The following is a 19,489-nucleotide window of genomic DNA, read 5'->3' on the forward strand; positions in this document are numbered from 1 at the left end:
TAAAAACATGTTGATTAAAACAAAAGTAAAAAAATGCGGGACTCAGTTCCCGCTTTTTTAGCCTATATAGTTAAATCAATGATATTAATTAACAGTATTGGAGCTAGACGATTCTTCTTGTTTTTCGCAATCTGTGTTTTCGTTAGCTAATTTTTGAATATTGTGATTAATGTTAAATAGTACACAAATCAATTCAAAACCAATACGAGTTAAAATAAAGCCTACAATCAAGTTAATAATGCTAGTAAAAAAAGCAACTAAACCCATAGTGAAACTATGAGGAAATGCAGCAAAACTATCTAATATCATAGCGAGCGCATTAATGCCAATAAGAACTGATGCGATCCAATACGCGATAGTGATAAAAGAAGGTGTTAACATTTTATTAAAGAAGAAAAAATCTTTAATGGTAAGATCTTTAAAATCTATTTTTTTATATTTGCGTATAAAGTGATAAATTCTTGAAAGCGGTAAAGCGCAACAATTATAACATAAAATTATTTTGAGATTAACTTATGAAAACTTATATTCCGGGCAAAGATGCTGCCCTTGAAGATTCCATTAACTATTTTCAGCAACAATTAGCAAAATATGATTTAGACGTGAAAGAAGCTTCTTGGCTCAATCCTGTGCCCAATGTGTGGTCAGTACATATTCAAAATACAAAGTGCCCACTCTGTTTTGCTAATGGTAAAGGAGCAAGTAAAAAAGCGGCGTTAGCATCGGCCTTGGGAGAGTATTTTGAGCGATTATCAACCAATTACTTTTTTTCAGATTTTTATTTAGGTAAAAAGGCTGCAAATGCTGATTTTGTGCATTATCCGTCCGAAAAATGGTTTTCTATTCCTGAAGATAATTCCTTACCTAAAGGATTATTAACCCCAAACTTGCTGAAGTTTTATGATCCTGATAATGATCTATGTGCAACCGATTTAGTCGATTTACAATCGAGTCATAGTGAGCGGGGTATTTGTGCCTTACCATTTGAGCAACAATCTGATAAGCAAACGGTTTATGTGCCAGTTAATTTAATTGCTAATTTATATGCGTCTAACGGTATGTCAGCGGGCAATACTCGAAATGAAGCACGCGTGCAAGGGTTATCAGAAATTTTTGAACGTTATACCAAAAACAAAATCATAGCCGAAGCAATTAGCTTACCTCTAATTCCAACCGAAGTGATTAACCGATACCCAGCTGTTTTGGCAGCCATCAGCGCACTTGAAAGTGAAGGTTTTCCGCTTTATTGCTTTGACGCCTCATTGGGTGGTGAATTTCCCGTTATTTGTGTTGTGTTGTTTAATCCGCAAAATGGAACGTGTTATGCCTCATTTGGTGCACATCCTAATTTTGGGGTTGCCTTTGAACGAACCGTCACCGAGCTATTACAAGGGCGCAGTTTAAAAGATCTTGATGTGTTTTCTCCGCCAAGTTTTGATAATGATGAGATAGCGGATCTTAGTAATTTAGAAACACACTTTATCGATTCAAGTGGCTTGATTTCATGGGATCTATTTAAAGAGCAAGCCGATTATGAATTTGTGTATTGGGATTTTTCGGGTACCACAGATCAAGAGTTCACTAATTTAATGTCTATTTTCAATCGCCACAATACAGAAGTACTAATCATGGACTATGAGCATCTGGGCGTTTACGCTTGTCGTATTTTAGCTGTTGGCATGTCCGAAATTTACCCTCCTGAAGATCTATTACTTGCCAATAGCAACATGGCAATTGGCCTACGCGATCTTATTTTGTCATTACCTCATAAGAAATTTAGCACAAAACAGTATTTGGCAATGATTGAACAGCTTGATGATGAAGGTCTTGATGATTATGCACGCGTTCGTGAACTGCTTGGCATTGCAACGGGTAGCGATAATGCTTGGTTAACATTGCGAATTGGCGAATTAAAGGCGATGCTGGCCTTGGCAGGTAAAGACTTAGTGCAAGCACAACAATGGATTGATTGGACGGTTGAAATGAATGGTTCGATATTTACACCAGCACGTAATCATGCCTATCGTTGCTTGCAAACACTGGTTAATTTTATGATTGAGCGTGATCCTCAAGCATTTACTCAATACCAAAATGCATTTAGCAAAATGTATGGAAAAGATTGTGTTGATGAAATGTGGCAATATGCCAATGGTGAAAAAACATTTTTTGGCTTGGCGGATTTTGTCTCAGCCGATGAACTAGCCAATAACAATTTAGAGCAATTTGCAATGCATCAAAAGTTGTTAGCCGTGTATCATAAATTACATCAAGCGATGTTATAGCATCGCTATTAAAATTCCACCGAATCAATTCGGTGGAATAGTTAAATTTATCTGTTCATTTATCTAACTCGTTGATTTAACAAAAAAGCAGAAAAATAAAAACTTTAATAAAATCAATAGGTTTTCTGAACAATTTTTGGCTTAAAATTTAAGTACTAAAAACAAATCGAGATCTTCTGCTTGTGCTTTCGTTAAGCGATTAGTTCAACCTATTGAGATAAAAAGAAAAGAATAAAAAGCCTTGTTTACAGGTAGTTTTATAGATAGTTGCTCAACACATTGAGTTAACTAAAAAAATAGAATATAAAAACTCCAATAAAATCAATAGGTTTACTGAACGATTTTTGGCTTAAAATTTAAGTATTAAAAGCAAAATCGAAATCTTCCATTTGTGTTTTCGTTAAGTGATTAGTTCAACCAATTGGGATAAAAAGAAAAGAATAAAAAGCCTTGTTTACAGGTAGTTTTATAGATAGTTGCTCAACACATTGAGTTAACTAAAAAAATAGAATATAAAAACTCCAATAAAATCAATAGGTTTTCTGAACGATTTTTGGCTTAAAATTTAAGTATTAAAAGCAAAATCGAAATCTTCCGTTTGTGCTTTCGCTAAGTGATTAGTTCAACCTATTGGGATAAAAAGAAAGAATAAAAAGTCTTGTTTACAGGTAGTTTTACAGATAGTTGCTCAACACATTGAGTTAACTAAAAAAATAGAATATAAAAACTCCAATAAAATCAATAGGTTTTCTGAACGATTTTTGGCTTAAAATTTAAGTATTAAAAGCAAAATCGAAATCTTCCATTTGTGTTTTCGTTAAGTGATTAGCTCAACCTATTGAGATAAAAAGAAAAGGGTAAATAGTAGAAAACCACCAAGGTAATTTGCTGCCAACTGCTATAGCAATCCCCCCGTCCTTTAGGGGGGATATCAATTAAGCTTGTCTTGCGAACTCACTGGCTTGTTTAACCAGTTCTGCAGAAGGTGTTACGCCAGTGTATAGCACAAATTGTTCTAGTGCCTGTATTGTTGCAACATCTGCTCCAGAAATAATGATTTTATTTAGTTTTCTAGCATATTTTATCATGGGTGTTTCAACTGGCAATGCAACCACATCAAAAACAATATCGGCGTTGTTTATCATGGGTTGAGGAAAAGCTAATTCATCAGCTTCAACCCCACCAAGCATCCCAATTGGAGTGACGTTAATAATTAATTTCGCTTGCTGTGGTAATATGTCCTGCTCGTTTTTTACCCATGTGTAGTTGTATCGTTTGGCTAAAGCTTCACCTTTGAGTTGGTTACGCGCAACAATAATGCCATTTTTAAATCCTGCATCATAAAAAGCCCCAATCACCGCGTTAGCCATACCACCACTACCTTTTAAAACAAAGGGCGTAGTATGATCAATTTTATTGGCTGTAATAAGTTTAGCAACAGCAATATAATCTGTATTATAAGCTTTTAAGTGATAGTTGGTATTAACAATGGTATTCACCGATTGAATCGATTTTACCGAATCATCTAATTCATCAATAAACTCAATACAAGCTTCTTTATACGGCATTGAAATGGCGCAGCCTCGAATAGCTAAGGCCTTAATGCCATAAATTGCATCTTTTAAATTATTGGTAGTAAAGGCTTTATATAAGTAATTAAGATCAAGTTTTTCATATAAATAATTATGAAACCGAGTACCAAAATTGCTTGGCCTTGCTGAAAGTGACATACAAACCGTGGTATCTTTATTAATAATTCTTGCCATTTTTACTATTCCTTGTGATGATAAAGGTATGTTTTAGTTTTATTTTAACACTTTATTCAGTGGTTTTTTAGTTATGGTTGCCAATAATACCGGACCAAAGATTATTCAAGAGAAAAAAACGGTGAGTGCCATGCTCTATTTATATTGTCATAAACAGCATAATAGCAAAAATCATCAGTTATGTAATGAATGCAACGATCTGTTGCAATATGCTATGCAACGTTTAACAATGTGTCGTTTTGGTGAGAATAAAACGACGTGTGAACGATGTCCTAAGCATTGTTATCGTAAAGATTATAAACAAAAAATAAAGCAAGTCATGCGGTTTTCTGGTCCAAGAATGATGATTTATCATCCTATCATGGCATTGCGACATCTTTATAAAAATTTGTTGAGTAAGTAGTTTGTTAGCTAACAGTTACTATGCGGTAAATCGCATAGTAACAATTAGAGTAACCATTATGATATAAATAGTGCATATCGTGTTAAGTTTTCTATTTTTAAAATTTTATGCTAGCACTCACTATAGCGTGAAATTTTGCAGCGGGTATGCTTTCGTAGGCGGTTGTGTAGTTTTTATTTAATATATTGTTGATATCTAAACCAATTTTATATTGCCGATTATCGCCAAATGCCGTGCTGGTAGATAAATTTAATGTTGACCAACCACGATAACGATAAACTGATGAATCGCTACGCTGAGTTGCATTGCTGGCAAATCGCATAAATAGATCTGAATCAAGATCAAAGTGATCAAAATAGGCGTTGTGTTTTACGCCAACACTGCCAGTAAAGCGTGGGTTACCTGAATCATATGTAGTATATCGGTCAGTTTTAATCTGACGACGCAGATAATTGCCTTTAATATAAGGGATAAATGCAAAATCAAGGTATTCAATACTCAATTCTAAACCATGGGTTTTGGCTTTGTTGGCATTATTGTAATAATTAAAATTAGCCCCTGATGCGCCGTCGCAAATTGCAGTACCATTGCAGCTCATTTCTGTAATATAGTTTTTAGCTGCTGAATAGTAAATGGCCATATCAACTAACCATTTACTATTATTATAACGTAATCCAATTTCGTAATTATTTGACTTTTCAGCTTTTAATTTTGAGTTTCCATAAAGTGTTTGGCTTGCTGCTGAAGTTACAGCATAAAGATGAGAAAGCGTCGGGTAAACATAGCCTTGTGCAAAAGAGGCTCTTAATTGCGCATTTTTAATGCCAGAATAAGTTAACCCAGAAGACACAACAAAGTTATTATCACTGTCTTTCTTTTTACTATCAATTTTGTGTGTTACTAATGGTTGCCCGATTGTTGGTATTTTATTAATTGAGCTTGAACCACGTTTAAGTTTTGATGTTACCCAATATTGGCGAGCCCCTATATTCCATGATATATCATCAGTGATAGCCCAGTCGTTTTGAGCCAATAGCGAAAAGCTTGATTGTTGCCATTTATTGGCTAAATATTTGTGCTGACTATAACTGGCTCTTGGCGACGGCATTTTTGATACAACCGTATTATGTGAATGTTGATCAACATTGTCTTGTTGATATTGTGAGCCCATAATCAATCTCATATCTTTATGTAGAACAAAATCAGATTGGAATGTCATGCCATACGTTTTTTGTCCATCATTTGTGGCGGTATGGGGGGTGACATTCATTATCGGGCGTGGTGACACGACAACATGATTTATAAATTGTCGATTTAATTTTTGTACATAAGCATCGTAATGGATTTTTTTGAGGAATGAGTTATCAAGATCATAGTCATAAAATAGCCCCATTTTTTCACGTTGTAATTTAGGTAATTTAACAGAAAAATCCTTAATTGAAGGTGAATTATCATCTTTAGCAAAATAGGTTTTAGTATCAAGCTGGTAACTTTCAAGTGAAAGTCCAAATTTATGTTTGTCGATATTAAGCCCAAACCATGAACTTAAGTTCTCATTATCGAAATCAGTATTGTGCAATTTACCTTGATAGGCTTTACGATCGTTATTTTTAGCGTTAGAACCGCTAATTCTATAATCAAAAATACTATCGATGGTGCCATTAACGGTACCCATTTCGGTAAAGCCATCGGTGGATTTGTTATAAACAAGTTTAACATCGCCATTAAGCGGAGCGTTGTTTTTGCTCCCTTTACGTGTAATAAAGTTAACGACACCACCAATAGCCTGTGAGCCATAAAGAACGGAATGCGGACCTTTAATCACTTCTATTCGTTCAACGGATTCCATATCAATTAATACACCAGCACCAGAACCATGTCCTGAGCGGTGATATGTTACTTCTTGCCCATCAATTAACATTAAAATTCGCGCTGGAGCTTCGCCTCTGATCGTAATTTGCTTACGTCCAGCTAGTGAATTATCAGTAATTTCAACACCTGGAATATCACGTAACGCTTCGACAACAGAATCACCATTTTGTTTTTCGATATCATCACGATTAATTACGTTAACTGATACCGAACTATCCCATATGGTTTTTTCATTACGATCTGCGGTCACTATAATTGTGTCTTGTGGGGAAGTTCGGTTTTCTGCCGCAAAAGTATTTGTGCTTAGGTAAAGGCTTAGTAGTGTAATATATAATGTTGGCTTAATATAAATTTTTGAAGTAGCTAATTTCATTGTTTATTTTATCCTATACCAGCAAAAAGTTATTCAAATGATAATCTAAATAATAATTATTATCATTTGATATGTAAATAAAAAGCTTTTTAAATCAAAAAAGGCTTAACCTATTAATAGATATGTATAAAAATAAAAATTTGTTATTATTACAAACAGAATTTAAAATAGTCATTCAATCAAAATTCAGGTAAGTACATGTCTATTGCAGTTGTTGAAGTTAACCGTCAATCAGTTATTCATAATGTTGAATATCTTAAAAGTATAGCGCCTAATAGCCAGCTAGTTGCCATCATTAAAGCCAATGCTTATTCACACGGAATAAAAGAAATTGCACAGTTGTTATGTGATAAAGTCGATTATTTAGGGGTATCGAGAATTTCCGAAGCAATCGCGTTGCGCAATAATGGCATTAATGCGCCTATCGTGGCTTTGGAAGGTTTTTTCCCTCACGAAAGCATTGATGATTTGATTGATTTTAATATTCAACCTGTTATCCACAGTAAATGGCAAATCGATGCGCTGTGTTGCTCTCCTTTGAGTGAGCAAATTATTCCGTGGTTTAAACTTGATACAGGAATGCATCGGTTAGGATTTTGTATTGACGAGGCTAAAGCTGAATTTTATCGTTTAGCTCGTTGTTCAGTGGTTTGCAAGCCAATTAATATTATGAGTCATTTTAGTTCGGCCGATGATCTCACTTCTGAACAAACGTTAAAGCAAATAGCGCTATTTGATCAGTTTATTGCTTCAATTGATGACAAATCACTGATTGGAAAGCGTTCGCTTGCTGCATCAGGTGGTACATTGGCTTGGTCAAAAGCACATTATGAGGTGGTTCGCCCTGGAATTGCTTTATATGGCGTCTCGCCCTTTGAGGCGCCAGTTGCGGGGCTTAAACCAGCCATGACATTTAAATCTGAATTAATTGCAGTACGAAAACACAAAAAAGGGGAATCTGTTGGTTATGGGCAAATTTGGCGTAGTCAGCAAGATACCTTTCTTGGCGTCGTTGCGATGGGTTATGGCGACGGTTATCCTCGAAGTATTCCACAAAATACCCCAGTTTTGATTAATGGACGGAAAGTCCCCATTGTTGGCCGAGTCTCAATGGATATGATTGTGGTTGATTTGGGAATAAATAGCAGTGAAAAACCTGGTGACGAAGTCATATTTTGGGGACCTGAACTCCCTGTCGAGGAAATCGCTGAGCATACAGGTATAAGTGCTTACGAGTTAATAACACGCTTAACTTCACGCGCAAAAATTCATTATAGTAGATAAATAAGTTATGATTAAAAAAATATTTTTATACACTCTACTCCCCCTAGTATTAATTGTGGGAGGCTCAATTACTATTGGCTATTATTTTTTACACCAGTTTTCTCAACAGCAAATGCAAGTAAATGATGAAAATCAGATGTTTATTTTGAAGAAAGGCACATCTATGCATCAATTAGTTGCCCAAGTAAAAGAAAGCAAGTTAATGCAACAAGCTTATTTGTTACCTTATTTGTGTAAGCTAAATCCGTCATTAAAATCAATTAAAGCAGGCTCTTATCAATTACATCCACATATGACTGTTGAGGAGTTTTTGAGATTGTTAGTGTCTGGCAAAGAAAGTAATTTTTCAATTCAATTCATTGAAGGTAAACGCGCTAAAGACTGGTTGAAAGTAATTCAAAATACACCCTATATTCAGCAAACTTTAGTAGGTAAAACCGATGAAGAAATCGCGAAGTTGTTAGGCATTGACGGATCTATTGAGGGTTGGTTATCGCCCGATACTTACCGTTATACGGCAGACACGTTAGATATCAATATTCTCAAACGTGCGCATATGACGATGAAAAGTAATCTACAAAAAATTTGGGATAATCGAGATAGCAATTTACCGTATCAAACACCTTATGAATTATTGATTATTGCATCAATAATTGAAAAAGAAACAGGCGTCAGTTCTGAGCGAGCTAATGTGGCTTCAGTATTTGTTAATCGCTTAAATGCCAAAATGAAGTTACAAACTGATCCAACAATTATTTATGGTTTAGGTGATAACTATAAAGGAACTATTAGACGTGTCGATTTGACTGATACTGAAAATCCTTATAATACTTATGTTATTGAAGGATTACCGCCAACGCCAATCGCCATGCCAAGTCTTGCCTCGCTTGAAGCTGCGGCACACCCAGCTAAAACTAATTATCTGTTTTTTGTTGCTAATGGAACAGGTGGGCATACGTTTTCAAGTACTTACAGCAATCACCAGCAGGCAGTGAATGAGTATCGCCGAATGACTAGCGGTGGGAATTAGCGTTTTAAAAACAGCGTTAAATATAATTAACTCTGTAAAAGTATTTTATTTAAATACGTTCACTTTAACCATTACCGCATATTAATGCGGTAACTTTTTATGATTAAATCAATATAATTCATCAAGTTGCTTAATTAGAGAAAGTAGATGATTAACATTTTGTTTTTGCTCTTTTAGCGCTTCTTCAAAATAAGGATGTAAGGCAAATTGAGGTAAATTAGCTTTGGCATCAATTAGTGCTTGCATGCGTGGAATAAAAACCCATTGTAACCATTCGTGTGGTTGCATTGTGTCTAGAGCAAAGGGTTCTTGACTTAAAAAGGCATCTGGGTTTGGTGGCATTGTTTGCCATAAATTGATTTTTTGTAATTCTTTAGTTATTTTTTGAAGTTGATTCAGTAGCATATACTCTTGTGATTGTTGCATTAGCAAACTTTGATAATATTGCCAATCGAAACAAGGCCCTGGATCTGTTTTACGATCAGGGGCAATATCGCTATGCCCAGCAATATTTTCAATAGCATAGTGTTGTTGAAGTAATAAAGTGATTTTTGCGAGCTGTTGATATTGTATGCTAGTAAAGCTATCGGTATCGCATCCTTCCATTTCAATACCAATTGAAAAATCATTACAATTTTCTTGGCCTTCAAATACTGATTTTCCTGCATGCCAAGCGCGTTTATTGAATGGAACAAATTGAATAATTTCACCATCACGCCGAATAAATAGATGACTTGACACTTTAAGTTGATAAATCGAAGCAAAGTACGGGTGCTCCTCAGGATTAAGTTGTCCTGTAAATAGCTGTTCAACATAAGGTCCGCCATATTCATTGGGCGGTAAGCTAATATTATGGATAACAAGTAGCGATATCGGCTTATTGATTGGTCGTTCATCATAAAAAGGTGAAATAACTTGCTTAACACCCTGTAACCAACCATTAACAATTTTTAAGGACATATTGACTCCAACTTATCTGATCCGATGCCTAAATATTTTTGCGATCAGCTTCTCATAGCTTGCACATTTAAAGTAATAACTCATTGTGTTATGGATTTTATTTTCCACGCTTAACACTTCGTTATTATTCCACTTTTTTGTTTTGCTATAAAGACTCTTTCTATTGAATCATTCATTGATATTTTGAGGTATTTATGTCTAAACAAGCGGGTTTTACTTTATTTGAACTGATGATTGCTATTATTGTGATTGCTATTTTAACGGCTATTGGTGTGCCTGCTTATCAAGGATATGTAAAAAAAGCCGCGTTGACAGATATGTTGCAAATCATGACATCATATAAAACAGCCGTCGAAATCTGCGCAGTAGAACAAGGCAGTTTAACCAACTGTAGTAGTGGTAATAATGGTATACCGGCAAGCCGAACGTCTAATTATGTCACATCAATTACGGTCAATAACGGCGTTATTACCTTAGTTGGAACCAGTGCTTTAACTGGATTAACGGCCACATTAACACCAACAGTAAGTGCTACCCACGGTAATTTAGATTGGCACCGAGTTTGTACGACATCGCCAGCCGATGCTAGTTTAACCAGTGCTTGTGAAGATATTTTCAAATTTTGATGTTAACTCTTTAATCTTTTATGGATAAGGAAGCGCTTTTATGCAAGAAGATCAGCTCATTGAAAGTATTGACAAATTATTGCTTGAAGCATTAGATAAGCGAGCTTCGGATATTCATTTTGAGCCTTACCAGCATAGTTATCGTATTCGCATGCGTATTGATGGGGTTTTACATGATATGTTGTCACCACCTCTTGCGTTGGCTAAACAAATAACCGCAAGATTAAAAATTATGTCTAAGCTAAATATTGCCGAGCACAGATTACCGCAAGATGGTCAATTGAACATTGGTCGTTATACTATGCGTATTGCCACCTTACCGGTAATGAATGGTGAAAAAATAGTTTTAAGAGTTATGGATAATCATGAATCTGAACTAACCATTAATGATTTGGGATTAACAGATGAAGATCTTTTTCTATTCAAACAAATTTTAGACTATCCACAAGGATTGATATTGGTGACTGGACCAACTGGAAGCGGAAAAACGGTCACGTTATATAGTGCACTAAAGCAATTAAATAAAATTGAGCGTAACCTTTGTAGTGTTGAAGACCCTATAGAAATTCCTCTTGAAGGTATTAATCAAACGGCAATTAATCCCAAAGCTGGATTGACATTTGGTATCGTATTACGAGCCTTATTGCGACAAGATCCTGATGTGATGATGATAGGTGAAATTCGCGATCGTGAAACTGCCGAAATTGCTATTCAAGCTGCGCAGACAGGGCATTTAGTTCTATCAACTTTGCATACTAATTCAAGTGTCGAGGCAATAACTCGCTTAAATCAAATGGGTATTGAAAATTATCTACTTTCATCAAGTTTAAAATTAGTCATCGCCCAGCGGCTAGTACGGAAATTGTGTCCTCACTGCAAGGTGGTGGCAAGAGAACTAATTAAGTTAGACAACGAACAAGTGCCACATTATGTAGCTTCGGGCTGTCTAAGGTGTATTGGTGGATATAAAGGACGGGTTGGATTATACGAACTTTTAGTCATTACGCCTGACATGCAAAAGCAAATATTAGCTAATCAAGTTGTTTTGCCGGCGAATATGACTTCGTTAAAAACGGCTGGGCAAAAATTAGTTAAACAGGGCATGACAACACTAGCTGAATTAAACCGTGTATTAGGTGATACATAATGAAAAGGCTTTATTATTGGTATGATTTAGATTTTAACCAGCACAAAATCATCGCTAAATCGTCACAAGCTGTTAAACGGCAGTTATTGTTGCAAGGTAAAATTGCCATTAAAATTAAAGCAGGCGCAATTATTACCGCACGCAGTTTTAACTGTGCTGATTTGCTAATAATTACCAAACAATTAGCTACTATGTTAAAAGCGGGATTATCTATTATTGATACATTACATTTGCTAGTCCAAGAACAACCTAAACCGCATTGGCAATATTTGTTATCTGATATCAAGCAACAAATCGCTAAAGGTGAAGCATTGTCCCATGCACTACACCAACATCATTCGGTGTTTTCTCCTTTATATTGTGAAATTATTGCAGTTGGCGAGTTAACAGGACAACTTGATGAGAGTTTTGAACAGCTAGCATTATTGCTTGAAAAATCAATCAAATTACAAAAAAGTTTTAAAAAAGCAGTGCGCTACCCTTTGTTTTTATTATCTGTTGCGATGATCGTCAGTTTAGTGATGTTGTTATTTGTGTTGCCAAAATTTTCAGATATTTATCAAGATTTCGATGCTGAATTACCTGCTTTTACTCAATGTATTATTGATTTTTCCAACAATTTGCAACAAAGTTGGTTAGTGTGGTGTATAGGAATTATGATCAGTTATTTTTGTTATCAACGCTATTTTAAAATGCGTTATCGACTTCAAATTGAAGCGATGATAATAAAATGCCCTATTGTTGGTAAGGTGGTTCAAACTAGTTGTTTAACCCAGATTTTTCAAACCATTGCTATCACCCAAAAAGCAGGTATACCATTATTAACAGGTTTAGCTGCAACAACGAATATCACTTATTACAGCCTTTATCGTAATAGTATTTTACAGATCATTGCGGGTATTGAACAAGGTTATTCATTTAGTCGTGTTTTACACCAGCAATTATATTTTCCTAATTTATGCTCACAATTAATTCACGTAGGTGAAGAGTCAGGCACATTGGATTTAATGCTTGATAAGCTAGCAACCTATTATCAAGAGCAAAATCAGACCTTAACTGATAACTTATCGCAAGCTTTTGAACCATTATTAATGCTAGTGTTAGCCTTGATTATTGGCAGTTTAATTGTGGCGATGTATTTGCCTATTTTTCAAATGGGCGAGGTGATTCACTAATGCTAATGTTTATGATCACCTGTTTGGGGCTTTGCATGGGTAGTTTTGTTTATGTTGCTTATTGTCGTTATTTGCCATCAATGTCTACATTTCAGTATTTATGTTGTATTAGCGTTCAGCGATCCGCTTGTCCACATTGTCATAATAAACTTGAGTTTTGGCAATTGTTGCCAGTTGTTTCTTGGTTTATCTTAAGAAGTCGTTGTTATAATTGCAATGCCAAGATTTCGTTACGCTATGTTAGTGTCGAATTATTTGTCGCTGGTTTATTTACTATAATCTATGTCGATAAAGGTATGCATTTTCAAAGTTACATCTTAATGTTTCTTGGCTGCTATTTTTTACTGCTGGCGTTGATTGATTTTAAATATTATTTATTACCTGATATGTTTACACAACCGTTGATGTGGGTAGGTGTTATGCTTGCCTATTTTAACATCACAAACCTTGAGTTAGCCGATGCTTTACTGGGCATTTTTTGGGGATATTTATTATTAAAAATACCTGCTACATTATTTTATTTAATCTCTAAAAAAGAGGGATTAGGTGGTGGGGATATCAAACTACTTGCCGCATTGGGAGCTTGGTTACCTTATACATTATTACCCCTGCTGTTATTTTTTGCTTCATCATTGGGGGTTGTGTATTATCTTTTTTTGCGATATGCATTCAATCAAAATCTTACAAAGATTATTCCATTTGGTCCTTTTTTATTAATATCGGGTTATGTGAACTATTATTATTTGTAGGGAAACATCGGCTGGTTTACATTTTATGATTACAATAACCTACTAAAAACTTATAAGGCGCTTTGTCGAAAATCGTTTAACCTTTTTGTCTTTTGAATCGCTAACTATGTGCTGATTATGCTATATCGCCATTTAAAGCATATATCACTCTTTCAGCTTACCCATTCATTTGAGCGCTGGCAGTTTTCGTGAATGTTTGATTGATACAATAGTCATCATACGTTATTCAACAAATAAATATAGTGGAGTCTCAATTAATCACCAAACGGTATAGAATCCTGAATATTTTTTACAAAAAATAGAGCCTAAAATGTAAATAGTTGTGTAAATATCCCATAGCGAGCACACTACTCATGTAGAAAATTACGCAGCCTGCTTTCGTGTTTGATATGCAATGGCGTCAGGCTATTTAATTTCTATGAGATCTTTCAGCGTTATAAATGGACGACCAACATAAAACAGTTAGCCCAATTGGTGACGATGATTTTACTTTATGGATATAAAGACTATATTCCTTGTCTGAGAAGATGTGTGATGCCTATTCATTACAGCCGTTTCTTGAATTACTGTAAATAACACGAGTAATTCCAGCATATTATTGTTACTTGAAATTGTTGTTAAAAAGTTTCAGGAAATCTTACTTTTCAGTCAATTTTTGTTAATCAATATTGTGTTAAAAGTGCATAAAGTTATTATTTTGTTCAAAATATGCAACATATAACCAAAATTGATATTCATAGTAAAAATAGTTATTTTTATAAAAGTGGGAATCACGTTATAGTGTTGATAAAAACAGCGTGTTATGCTGTAAGTTAGTTACCCATTAAGGAATCACTCATGATATCAAATAGTATTAATGATCTAAAAAGTGAAATGATAGCATGGCGTCATCATATTCACGCTCACCCCGAAACGGCTTTTGAAGAAGTCAAAACTACGCAATTTATTATCGAAAAACTGCAATCATTTGGTATTACTCAATTATATACGGATTTTGCGCCAACTGGCGTAGTTGGTGTTATTAAAGGCAATAAAGAAGGGCGATGGATTGCTCTGCGAGCTGATATTGATGCATTAGATATTATTGAAGAGAATAATATCAATTATTGCTCCACTATCTCAGGCAAAATGCATGGCTGTGGTCATGATGGGCATACGGCAATATTATTAGGTACAGCCAAATATCTTAGTGAGCATCGTGATTTTTCTGGCACAGTTGTTGTTATTTTTCAACCCGCTGAAGAAAATGAGGGTGGCGCTCGAGTTATGGTTGAAAATGGTTTATTTGATAGGTTTCCTATTGAGGCTGTATATGGTATTCATAATCAACCTAATATGCAGTTAAATCACTTTTACATTAACCACGGTCCAATGATGGCATCATATGATGTATTTGAAATTAAAATAACGGGTATTGGCGCGCATGCAGCAGCTCCTCATTTAGGTAAAGATACTATTTTAACGGCTACTCAGATTGTGAATGGTTTACAGAGTATTGTTAGCCGTAATGCTGATCCACTTAGCTCATTAGTCGTTAGCGTGACGCAAATTCACAGCGGGGATACTTGGAATGTATTACCTCAGCACGCAGTGATTCGTGGAACGGTTAGGGCATTTAGTGCTCAAGTGCAAGATATGGCTGAAAGTCGCATTAAACAAATAGCAACAGGTATTGCCGCAACATTTGAAGCCAAAGCCGAAGTCGATTATCAGCGACGTTATCCTGCGACAATCAATCATGCTAAACAAGCCAAAATTGCAATGACAGCCGCTAAAAAAGTCGTCGGTGAAGATCACTTGATCATCGATCCCAATCCGTCTATGGGGGCTGAAGATTTTGCCTTTATGTTGCAAAAAATTCCCGGCGCTTATGTTTGGTTAGGTGCAGGTAGTGGTGCCAATTTGCATAATCCAGCATTTAATTTTAATGATGAAGTGTTAACAACGGGGGTAAGTTATTTTATAGCAGTTGTTAATCAGGAACTTGCAAGCTAATTTTAAAAGATAGGCATAAAGATAACTGGAATAAGCATTATCTTATTCCAGTTTATTGCTGAAAATAACTAAAAGGTCATTCGACTGTTATCATTTCCATAAACTCTAAATGGGGTATTTAAATCAATCCCATTATTAAGTACAACTTGGACACAAACGCCATTTTTTTCGTCTAATTTTGCAGCGGCTAAGACAATTCCACCTTCTCGCCAGCCACCAGCAAGCTTGTATTCAAGCGTGCTACCAATTTCAGGGAGGACATCACTGGTACCTTTTATTACATACATACCACGAGTATTAGCGCCGCGAAATTGCGCTCTTGCTACCATTTCTTGACCACAATAACAGCCTTTTTCAAAACTGATTGCATCATAAGATTGTAAGTTACAGGCTTGCGGTAATAACGTTGCCATATTGTTATCATCAATAATAGGATAGCCTGCTTGTAAATCAAGTTTTAACCACTCATCGCATGGTAGTAAATCATCTTGAATAGGCTCTGGCGTTACCATTATAACGCGCATTTGTGGTAAAGGAAGTTTGATATAGGTAATGTTATTTTCAGTAAAACAGTTGATATTACTTAATTTGTTTACAATTGTTGACGGAATCGCATTACCGACCAACCCAATTATATTCAAATCTTGGACTGGCTCAATAGTTACTTTAGAAAAAACAGCATATTTTGCTAGCTCAGCAATTTGTTTTTTTACAACGCTTTTACGCACGATATAGTAGATATCATCGCCTCGCTGAAATAACAGTAAAGTACTCCACATTCTGCCTTTATTATCACAATGAGCAGCATAGAGTGTTGCCTGTTCAGAAAGCCGATTAATGTCGTTAGTTATTTGCCCTTGCAGAAAAACTCGGTTATCTTGGCCTGAAACTTTAACTAATTGCCAATCAGCAAGGGAAGTTGGTTTAGAAAAAATATTGCTCATATTAGTACCTTTAGGTAATGAAGAATCCTAGTAACATGATGACTAGAAAAACTTAGGCTTTGAGTGTATATAAAAAATAAAAAATTAACAATCAAATCAACTAGCAATATTTAAATAAATAGGGATAGCTTATGAATATTATTCATGATATTGCAAAAATTAATTTTGTTAGCACCTAATTTTGCCTGTAATGTGCTTAGTTAATTGACTTTATTGATTTTGTTTACAAGTTGATGCAAAATGATTCAGAAAATGACAAATCAGTTACATTGGAGGCAACAACCATGGCAAAACTGTCAGGTGCAGAAATGGTTATTCAATCTTTGATTGACCAAGGCGTAAAGCAGATTTTTGGTTATCCCGGTGGTAGTGTTCTTGATATTTATGATGCAATTCACACGTTAGGCGGCATTGAACATATTTTAGTTCGTCATGAACAAGCAGCGGTACATATGGCTGACGGTTATGCTAGAGCAACAGGCGATGTCGGCGTTGTATTAGTTACATCAGGCCCTGGAGCAACCAATACAATTACTGGTATTGCAACCGCTTATATGGACTCTGTGCCATTAGTTATATTGTCTGGCCAAGTCGCCAGTAATCTAATTGGTAATGATGCATTCCAAGAATGTGATATGATCGGCATTTCACGCCCCATTGTTAAACATAGTTTTTTAATTCAAGACAGTAAAGATATTCCAGAAACTATCAAAAAAGCGTTTTATATCGCTTCGACTGGACGACCAGGTCCAGTGGTGATTGATTTGCCAAAAGATATTGTTAATCCAGCTAATAAATATCATTATCACTACCCAAAATCTGTCTTAATGCGATCTTATAATCCAACTATTCAAGGACATAAAAAGCAGATTAAAAAAGCATTAACGACGCTATTAACTGCAAAAAAACCAGTGTTGTTTATTGGTGGAGGCGCAATTGCCTCTGATGCAAGTCAGGAAATTAAAACGCTGGCTGAAAAACTCAATTTACCTGTTACTTCAACATTAATGGGGATTAGCGCTTTTCCTTGTACCGATAAACATTATCTTGGCATGATTGGTATGCATGGCGTCTATGAAGCCAATATGGCTATGCATAACGCTGATGTGATTTTTGCAATTGGTGCTCGTTTTGATGATCGAACTACCAACAATGTTGAAAAATATTGCCCAAAAGCCAAGATTATTCATATTGATATTGATCCTACTTCTATTTCTAAAACTATTTTGGCTTCGATCCCTGTGGTGGGCGATGCAAAAGTTGTTCTTGAAACGATGTTGTCAATGTTAGATGAATTAAATACTGCACGTGATCTTGATGCTTTGATTGATTGGTGGAAGCAGATCGAACACTGGCGCGCTCGTCACTGTCTAGCTTATAGTCATGAAGGGCAAAGCATCAAACCACAAGAAGCAATTGAAGTATTATATAAATTGACCAAAGGGGATGCCTTTGTGGCAACCGATGTAGGGCAACATCAAATGTTCACGGCACTTTATTACCCGTTTGATAAACCACGCCATTTTATTACCTCAGGTGGACTTGGCACGATGGGATTTGGTTTGCCAGCAGCGCTTGGTGTTAAGTTAGCATTTCCTAAAAAAACCGTTGTTTGTGTGACAGGTGACGGTAGTATTCAAATGAATATACAGGAGCTTTCAACGGCTTTGCAATATGGTTTGCCTGTACTAGTTTTAAATTTAAATAACCGTTTTTTAGGCATGGTTAAGCAGTGGCAAGATATGATTTATGCTGGACGACATTCGAGTTCTTATATGGAGTCCCTTCCTGATTTTGCTAAAATTGCAGAAGCTTATGGCCATGTAGGTATGGTAATAACTAAGCGTGAAGATCTTGAGCCTAAACTTAAACAAGCACTGGAAATTAAAAACCGTTTGGTTTTTGTTGATGTCATGACTGATGCTACTGAACATGTTTACCCAATGCAAGTGCGAGGTGGCGCAATGAACGAAATGTGGCTTAGTAAAACGGAGAGAACCTAATGCGTTATATATTATCAATTTTAACTGAAAACGAACCCGGCGCATTATCAAGAATAATTGGCTTATTTTCACAACGTGGTTTTAATATTGAAACAATTACCACCGCGCAAACTGAAGACCCAACTATGCATCGTATGACAATCCAAACCACAGGCGATGAGCATGTGCTTGAACAGATCCAAAAACAGTTGCATAAATTGGTTAATGTTTATCGCGTGCATGATTTAACCGAAGGACCACATGTCGAGCGAGAAATCATGCTAGTCAAAGTTGCCGCAAAAGGTGCTGATGCGCGTGACGAAGTAAAACGTTGTGCCGATATTTTTAGGGGATCGATCGTGGATGTCACCGCAACGCATTATATTGTGCAATTATCGGGCACCAGTGAAAAGCTAGACTCATTTTTAGCTTCAATTCGCGAAACATGTAATATTGTTGAAATGGTTCGATCTGGGATCATTGGTTTATCGCGTAGTGAAAGAACAATCAAATAACTGTATTTTTAGTTAATATATTTAATTAAGGCGCGTTGTGTGCCTTAATTTAAGCAAAAGAAAATTTGAAATCATTCATATAAAAAGAATAGGTGCTATTCATCTAGAATCGATAAGCCAGAAAAGGCTTATTTCATTGATATATTAAATAATATTCGTAATTTTACTTCTCGGCAAAATATTAGATAATACTCGACGTTATAAATATATTATTTAGGTAATGCTGCTTTTCATTTTATTTTGGCGATATTGAGCCATCAACTGAGTGTCGATAAACTTGATTATAATAGATTTAAATATATTCAAGGCGATAATTTTTACTGTTATCGGTTTACCTGCACCTGATTTTCCTCATCCCTTTATCAAGCATAATTTAGCAATAGTTA

At 35.6% G+C, this 19,489-nt stretch carries 16 protein-coding genes and 1 pseudogene; 11 read left to right on the forward strand and 6 right to left on the reverse strand.

Annotation, left to right across the window (positions count from 1 at the left end; all coding sequences use genetic code 11):
- Positions 1-84: 84 nt before the first annotated feature.
- Positions 85-501 (reverse strand): DUF4282 domain-containing protein, encoded by a 417-nt coding sequence (locus tag A9G40_RS03810; protein ID WP_335340076.1) that lies wholly within the window; start codon positions 499-501, stop codon positions 85-87.
- A 14-nt stretch (positions 502-515) separates the two neighbouring features.
- Here A9G40_RS03810 and ycaO point away from each other — a divergent pair, with 14 nt between their 5' ends.
- The gene (ycaO, locus tag A9G40_RS03815; protein ID WP_065581973.1) at positions 516-2,282 is read left to right on the forward strand and encodes a 30S ribosomal protein S12 methylthiotransferase accessory factor YcaO; all 1,767 of its coding nucleotides are present in this window, start codon (positions 516-518) and stop codon (positions 2,280-2,282) included.
- 935 nt (positions 2,283-3,217) lie between these two features.
- On the opposite strand, the gene A9G40_RS03820 is transcribed toward ycaO, so the two are convergent.
- Positions 3,218-4,048 (reverse strand): shikimate 5-dehydrogenase, encoded by an 831-nt coding sequence (locus A9G40_RS03820; protein ID WP_065566694.1) that lies wholly within the window; start codon positions 4,046-4,048, stop codon positions 3,218-3,220.
- Between the two features lie 73 nt (positions 4,049-4,121).
- Between A9G40_RS03820 and A9G40_RS03825 the strand changes: the two genes are divergently transcribed.
- On the forward strand, positions 4,122-4,451 hold the full coding sequence (locus A9G40_RS03825) for a nitrous oxide-stimulated promoter family protein (RefSeq protein WP_065581974.1): 330 nt from the start codon (positions 4,122-4,124) through the stop codon (positions 4,449-4,451).
- A gap of 97 nt (positions 4,452-4,548) precedes the next feature.
- Here the strand turns inward: A9G40_RS03825 and A9G40_RS03830 are convergent, their stop codons facing one another.
- On the reverse strand, positions 4,549-6,696 hold the full coding sequence (locus A9G40_RS03830) for a TonB-dependent receptor (RefSeq protein ID WP_065581975.1): 2,148 nt from the start codon (positions 6,694-6,696) through the stop codon (positions 4,549-4,551).
- Between the two features lie 198 nt (positions 6,697-6,894).
- Between A9G40_RS03830 and alr the strand changes: the two genes are divergently transcribed.
- Both alr and mltG read left to right on the forward strand, forming a co-directional pair.
- Positions 6,895-7,980 carry an alanine racemase gene (gene alr, locus A9G40_RS03835; RefSeq protein WP_065581976.1) on the forward strand — a complete coding sequence of 362 codons (1,086 nt, stop codon included), beginning with the start codon at positions 6,895-6,897 and terminating at the stop codon, positions 7,978-7,980.
- A gap of 7 nt (positions 7,981-7,987) precedes the next feature.
- Positions 7,988-9,010, forward strand: a complete 1,023-nt coding sequence (mltG, locus tag A9G40_RS03840) for an endolytic transglycosylase MltG (RefSeq protein WP_065581977.1) — start codon at positions 7,988-7,990, stop codon at positions 9,008-9,010.
- Between the two features lie 108 nt (positions 9,011-9,118).
- Here the strand turns inward: mltG and A9G40_RS15710 are convergent, their stop codons facing one another.
- Positions 9,119-9,436, reverse strand: a complete 318-nt coding sequence (locus A9G40_RS15710; RefSeq protein WP_442902704.1) for a YqcC family protein — start codon at positions 9,434-9,436, stop codon at positions 9,119-9,121.
- Positions 9,434-9,970 (reverse strand): annotated as a pseudogene (gene ampD, locus A9G40_RS15715) (1,6-anhydro-N-acetylmuramyl-L-alanine amidase AmpD); the annotation flags it as partial. The pseudogene ampD and the gene A9G40_RS15710, both read right to left, overlap by 3 nt.
- A 194-nt stretch (positions 9,971-10,164) precedes the next feature.
- Here ampD and ppdD point away from each other — a divergent pair.
- The 5 genes from ppdD (at position 10,165) to A9G40_RS03870 (ending at position 15,662) form a co-directional block, all read left to right on the forward strand.
- Positions 10,165-10,596, forward strand: coding sequence for a prepilin peptidase-dependent pilin (ppdD, locus tag A9G40_RS03850; RefSeq protein ID WP_065581979.1), 432 nt, complete (start codon positions 10,165-10,167; stop codon positions 10,594-10,596).
- 40 nt (positions 10,597-10,636) lie between these two features.
- The gene (locus A9G40_RS03855; RefSeq protein WP_065581980.1) at positions 10,637-11,743 is read left to right on the forward strand and encodes an ATPase, T2SS/T4P/T4SS family; all 1,107 of its coding nucleotides are present in this window, start codon (positions 10,637-10,639) and stop codon (positions 11,741-11,743) included.
- Positions 11,743-12,918 carry a protein transport protein HofC gene (gene hofC, locus A9G40_RS03860; protein WP_065581981.1) on the forward strand — a complete coding sequence of 392 codons (1,176 nt, stop codon included), beginning with the start codon at positions 11,743-11,745 and terminating at the stop codon, positions 12,916-12,918. Before A9G40_RS03855 ends, hofC begins: the two co-directional genes overlap by 1 nt.
- Positions 12,918-13,667 carry a prepilin peptidase gene (locus tag A9G40_RS03865; RefSeq protein WP_065581982.1) on the forward strand — a complete coding sequence of 250 codons (750 nt, stop codon included), beginning with the start codon at positions 12,918-12,920 and terminating at the stop codon, positions 13,665-13,667. Before hofC ends, A9G40_RS03865 begins: the two co-directional genes overlap by 1 nt.
- 837 nt (positions 13,668-14,504) lie before the next feature.
- The gene (locus tag A9G40_RS03870; RefSeq protein ID WP_065581983.1) at positions 14,505-15,662 is read left to right on the forward strand and encodes a M20 aminoacylase family protein; all 1,158 of its coding nucleotides are present in this window, start codon (positions 14,505-14,507) and stop codon (positions 15,660-15,662) included.
- Between the two features lie 68 nt (positions 15,663-15,730).
- Here A9G40_RS03870 and ygfZ read toward each other — a convergent pair whose 3' ends face one another.
- Positions 15,731-16,606: a tRNA-modifying protein YgfZ gene (ygfZ, locus tag A9G40_RS03875; protein WP_065581984.1), complete on the reverse strand. Its 876-nt coding sequence runs from the start codon at positions 16,604-16,606 to the stop codon at positions 15,731-15,733.
- Between the two features lie 284 nt (positions 16,607-16,890).
- Between ygfZ and ilvI the strand changes: the two genes are divergently transcribed.
- Positions 16,891-18,609 carry an acetolactate synthase 3 large subunit gene (gene ilvI, locus A9G40_RS03880; protein ID WP_065581985.1) on the forward strand — a complete coding sequence of 573 codons (1,719 nt, stop codon included), beginning with the start codon at positions 16,891-16,893 and terminating at the stop codon, positions 18,607-18,609.
- Entirely contained in the window at positions 18,609-19,103 is a 495-nt protein-coding gene (ilvN, locus tag A9G40_RS03885; RefSeq protein ID WP_065581986.1) for an acetolactate synthase small subunit, read from the forward strand. The genes ilvI and ilvN overlap by 1 nt, the downstream gene beginning before the upstream one ends.
- Positions 19,104-19,489 lie beyond the last annotated feature (386 nt).

The organism is Gilliamella sp. Nev3-1 (assembly GCF_001690435.1).
GTDB lineage: Bacteria > Pseudomonadota > Gammaproteobacteria > Enterobacterales > Orbaceae > Gilliamella > Gilliamella apicola_C.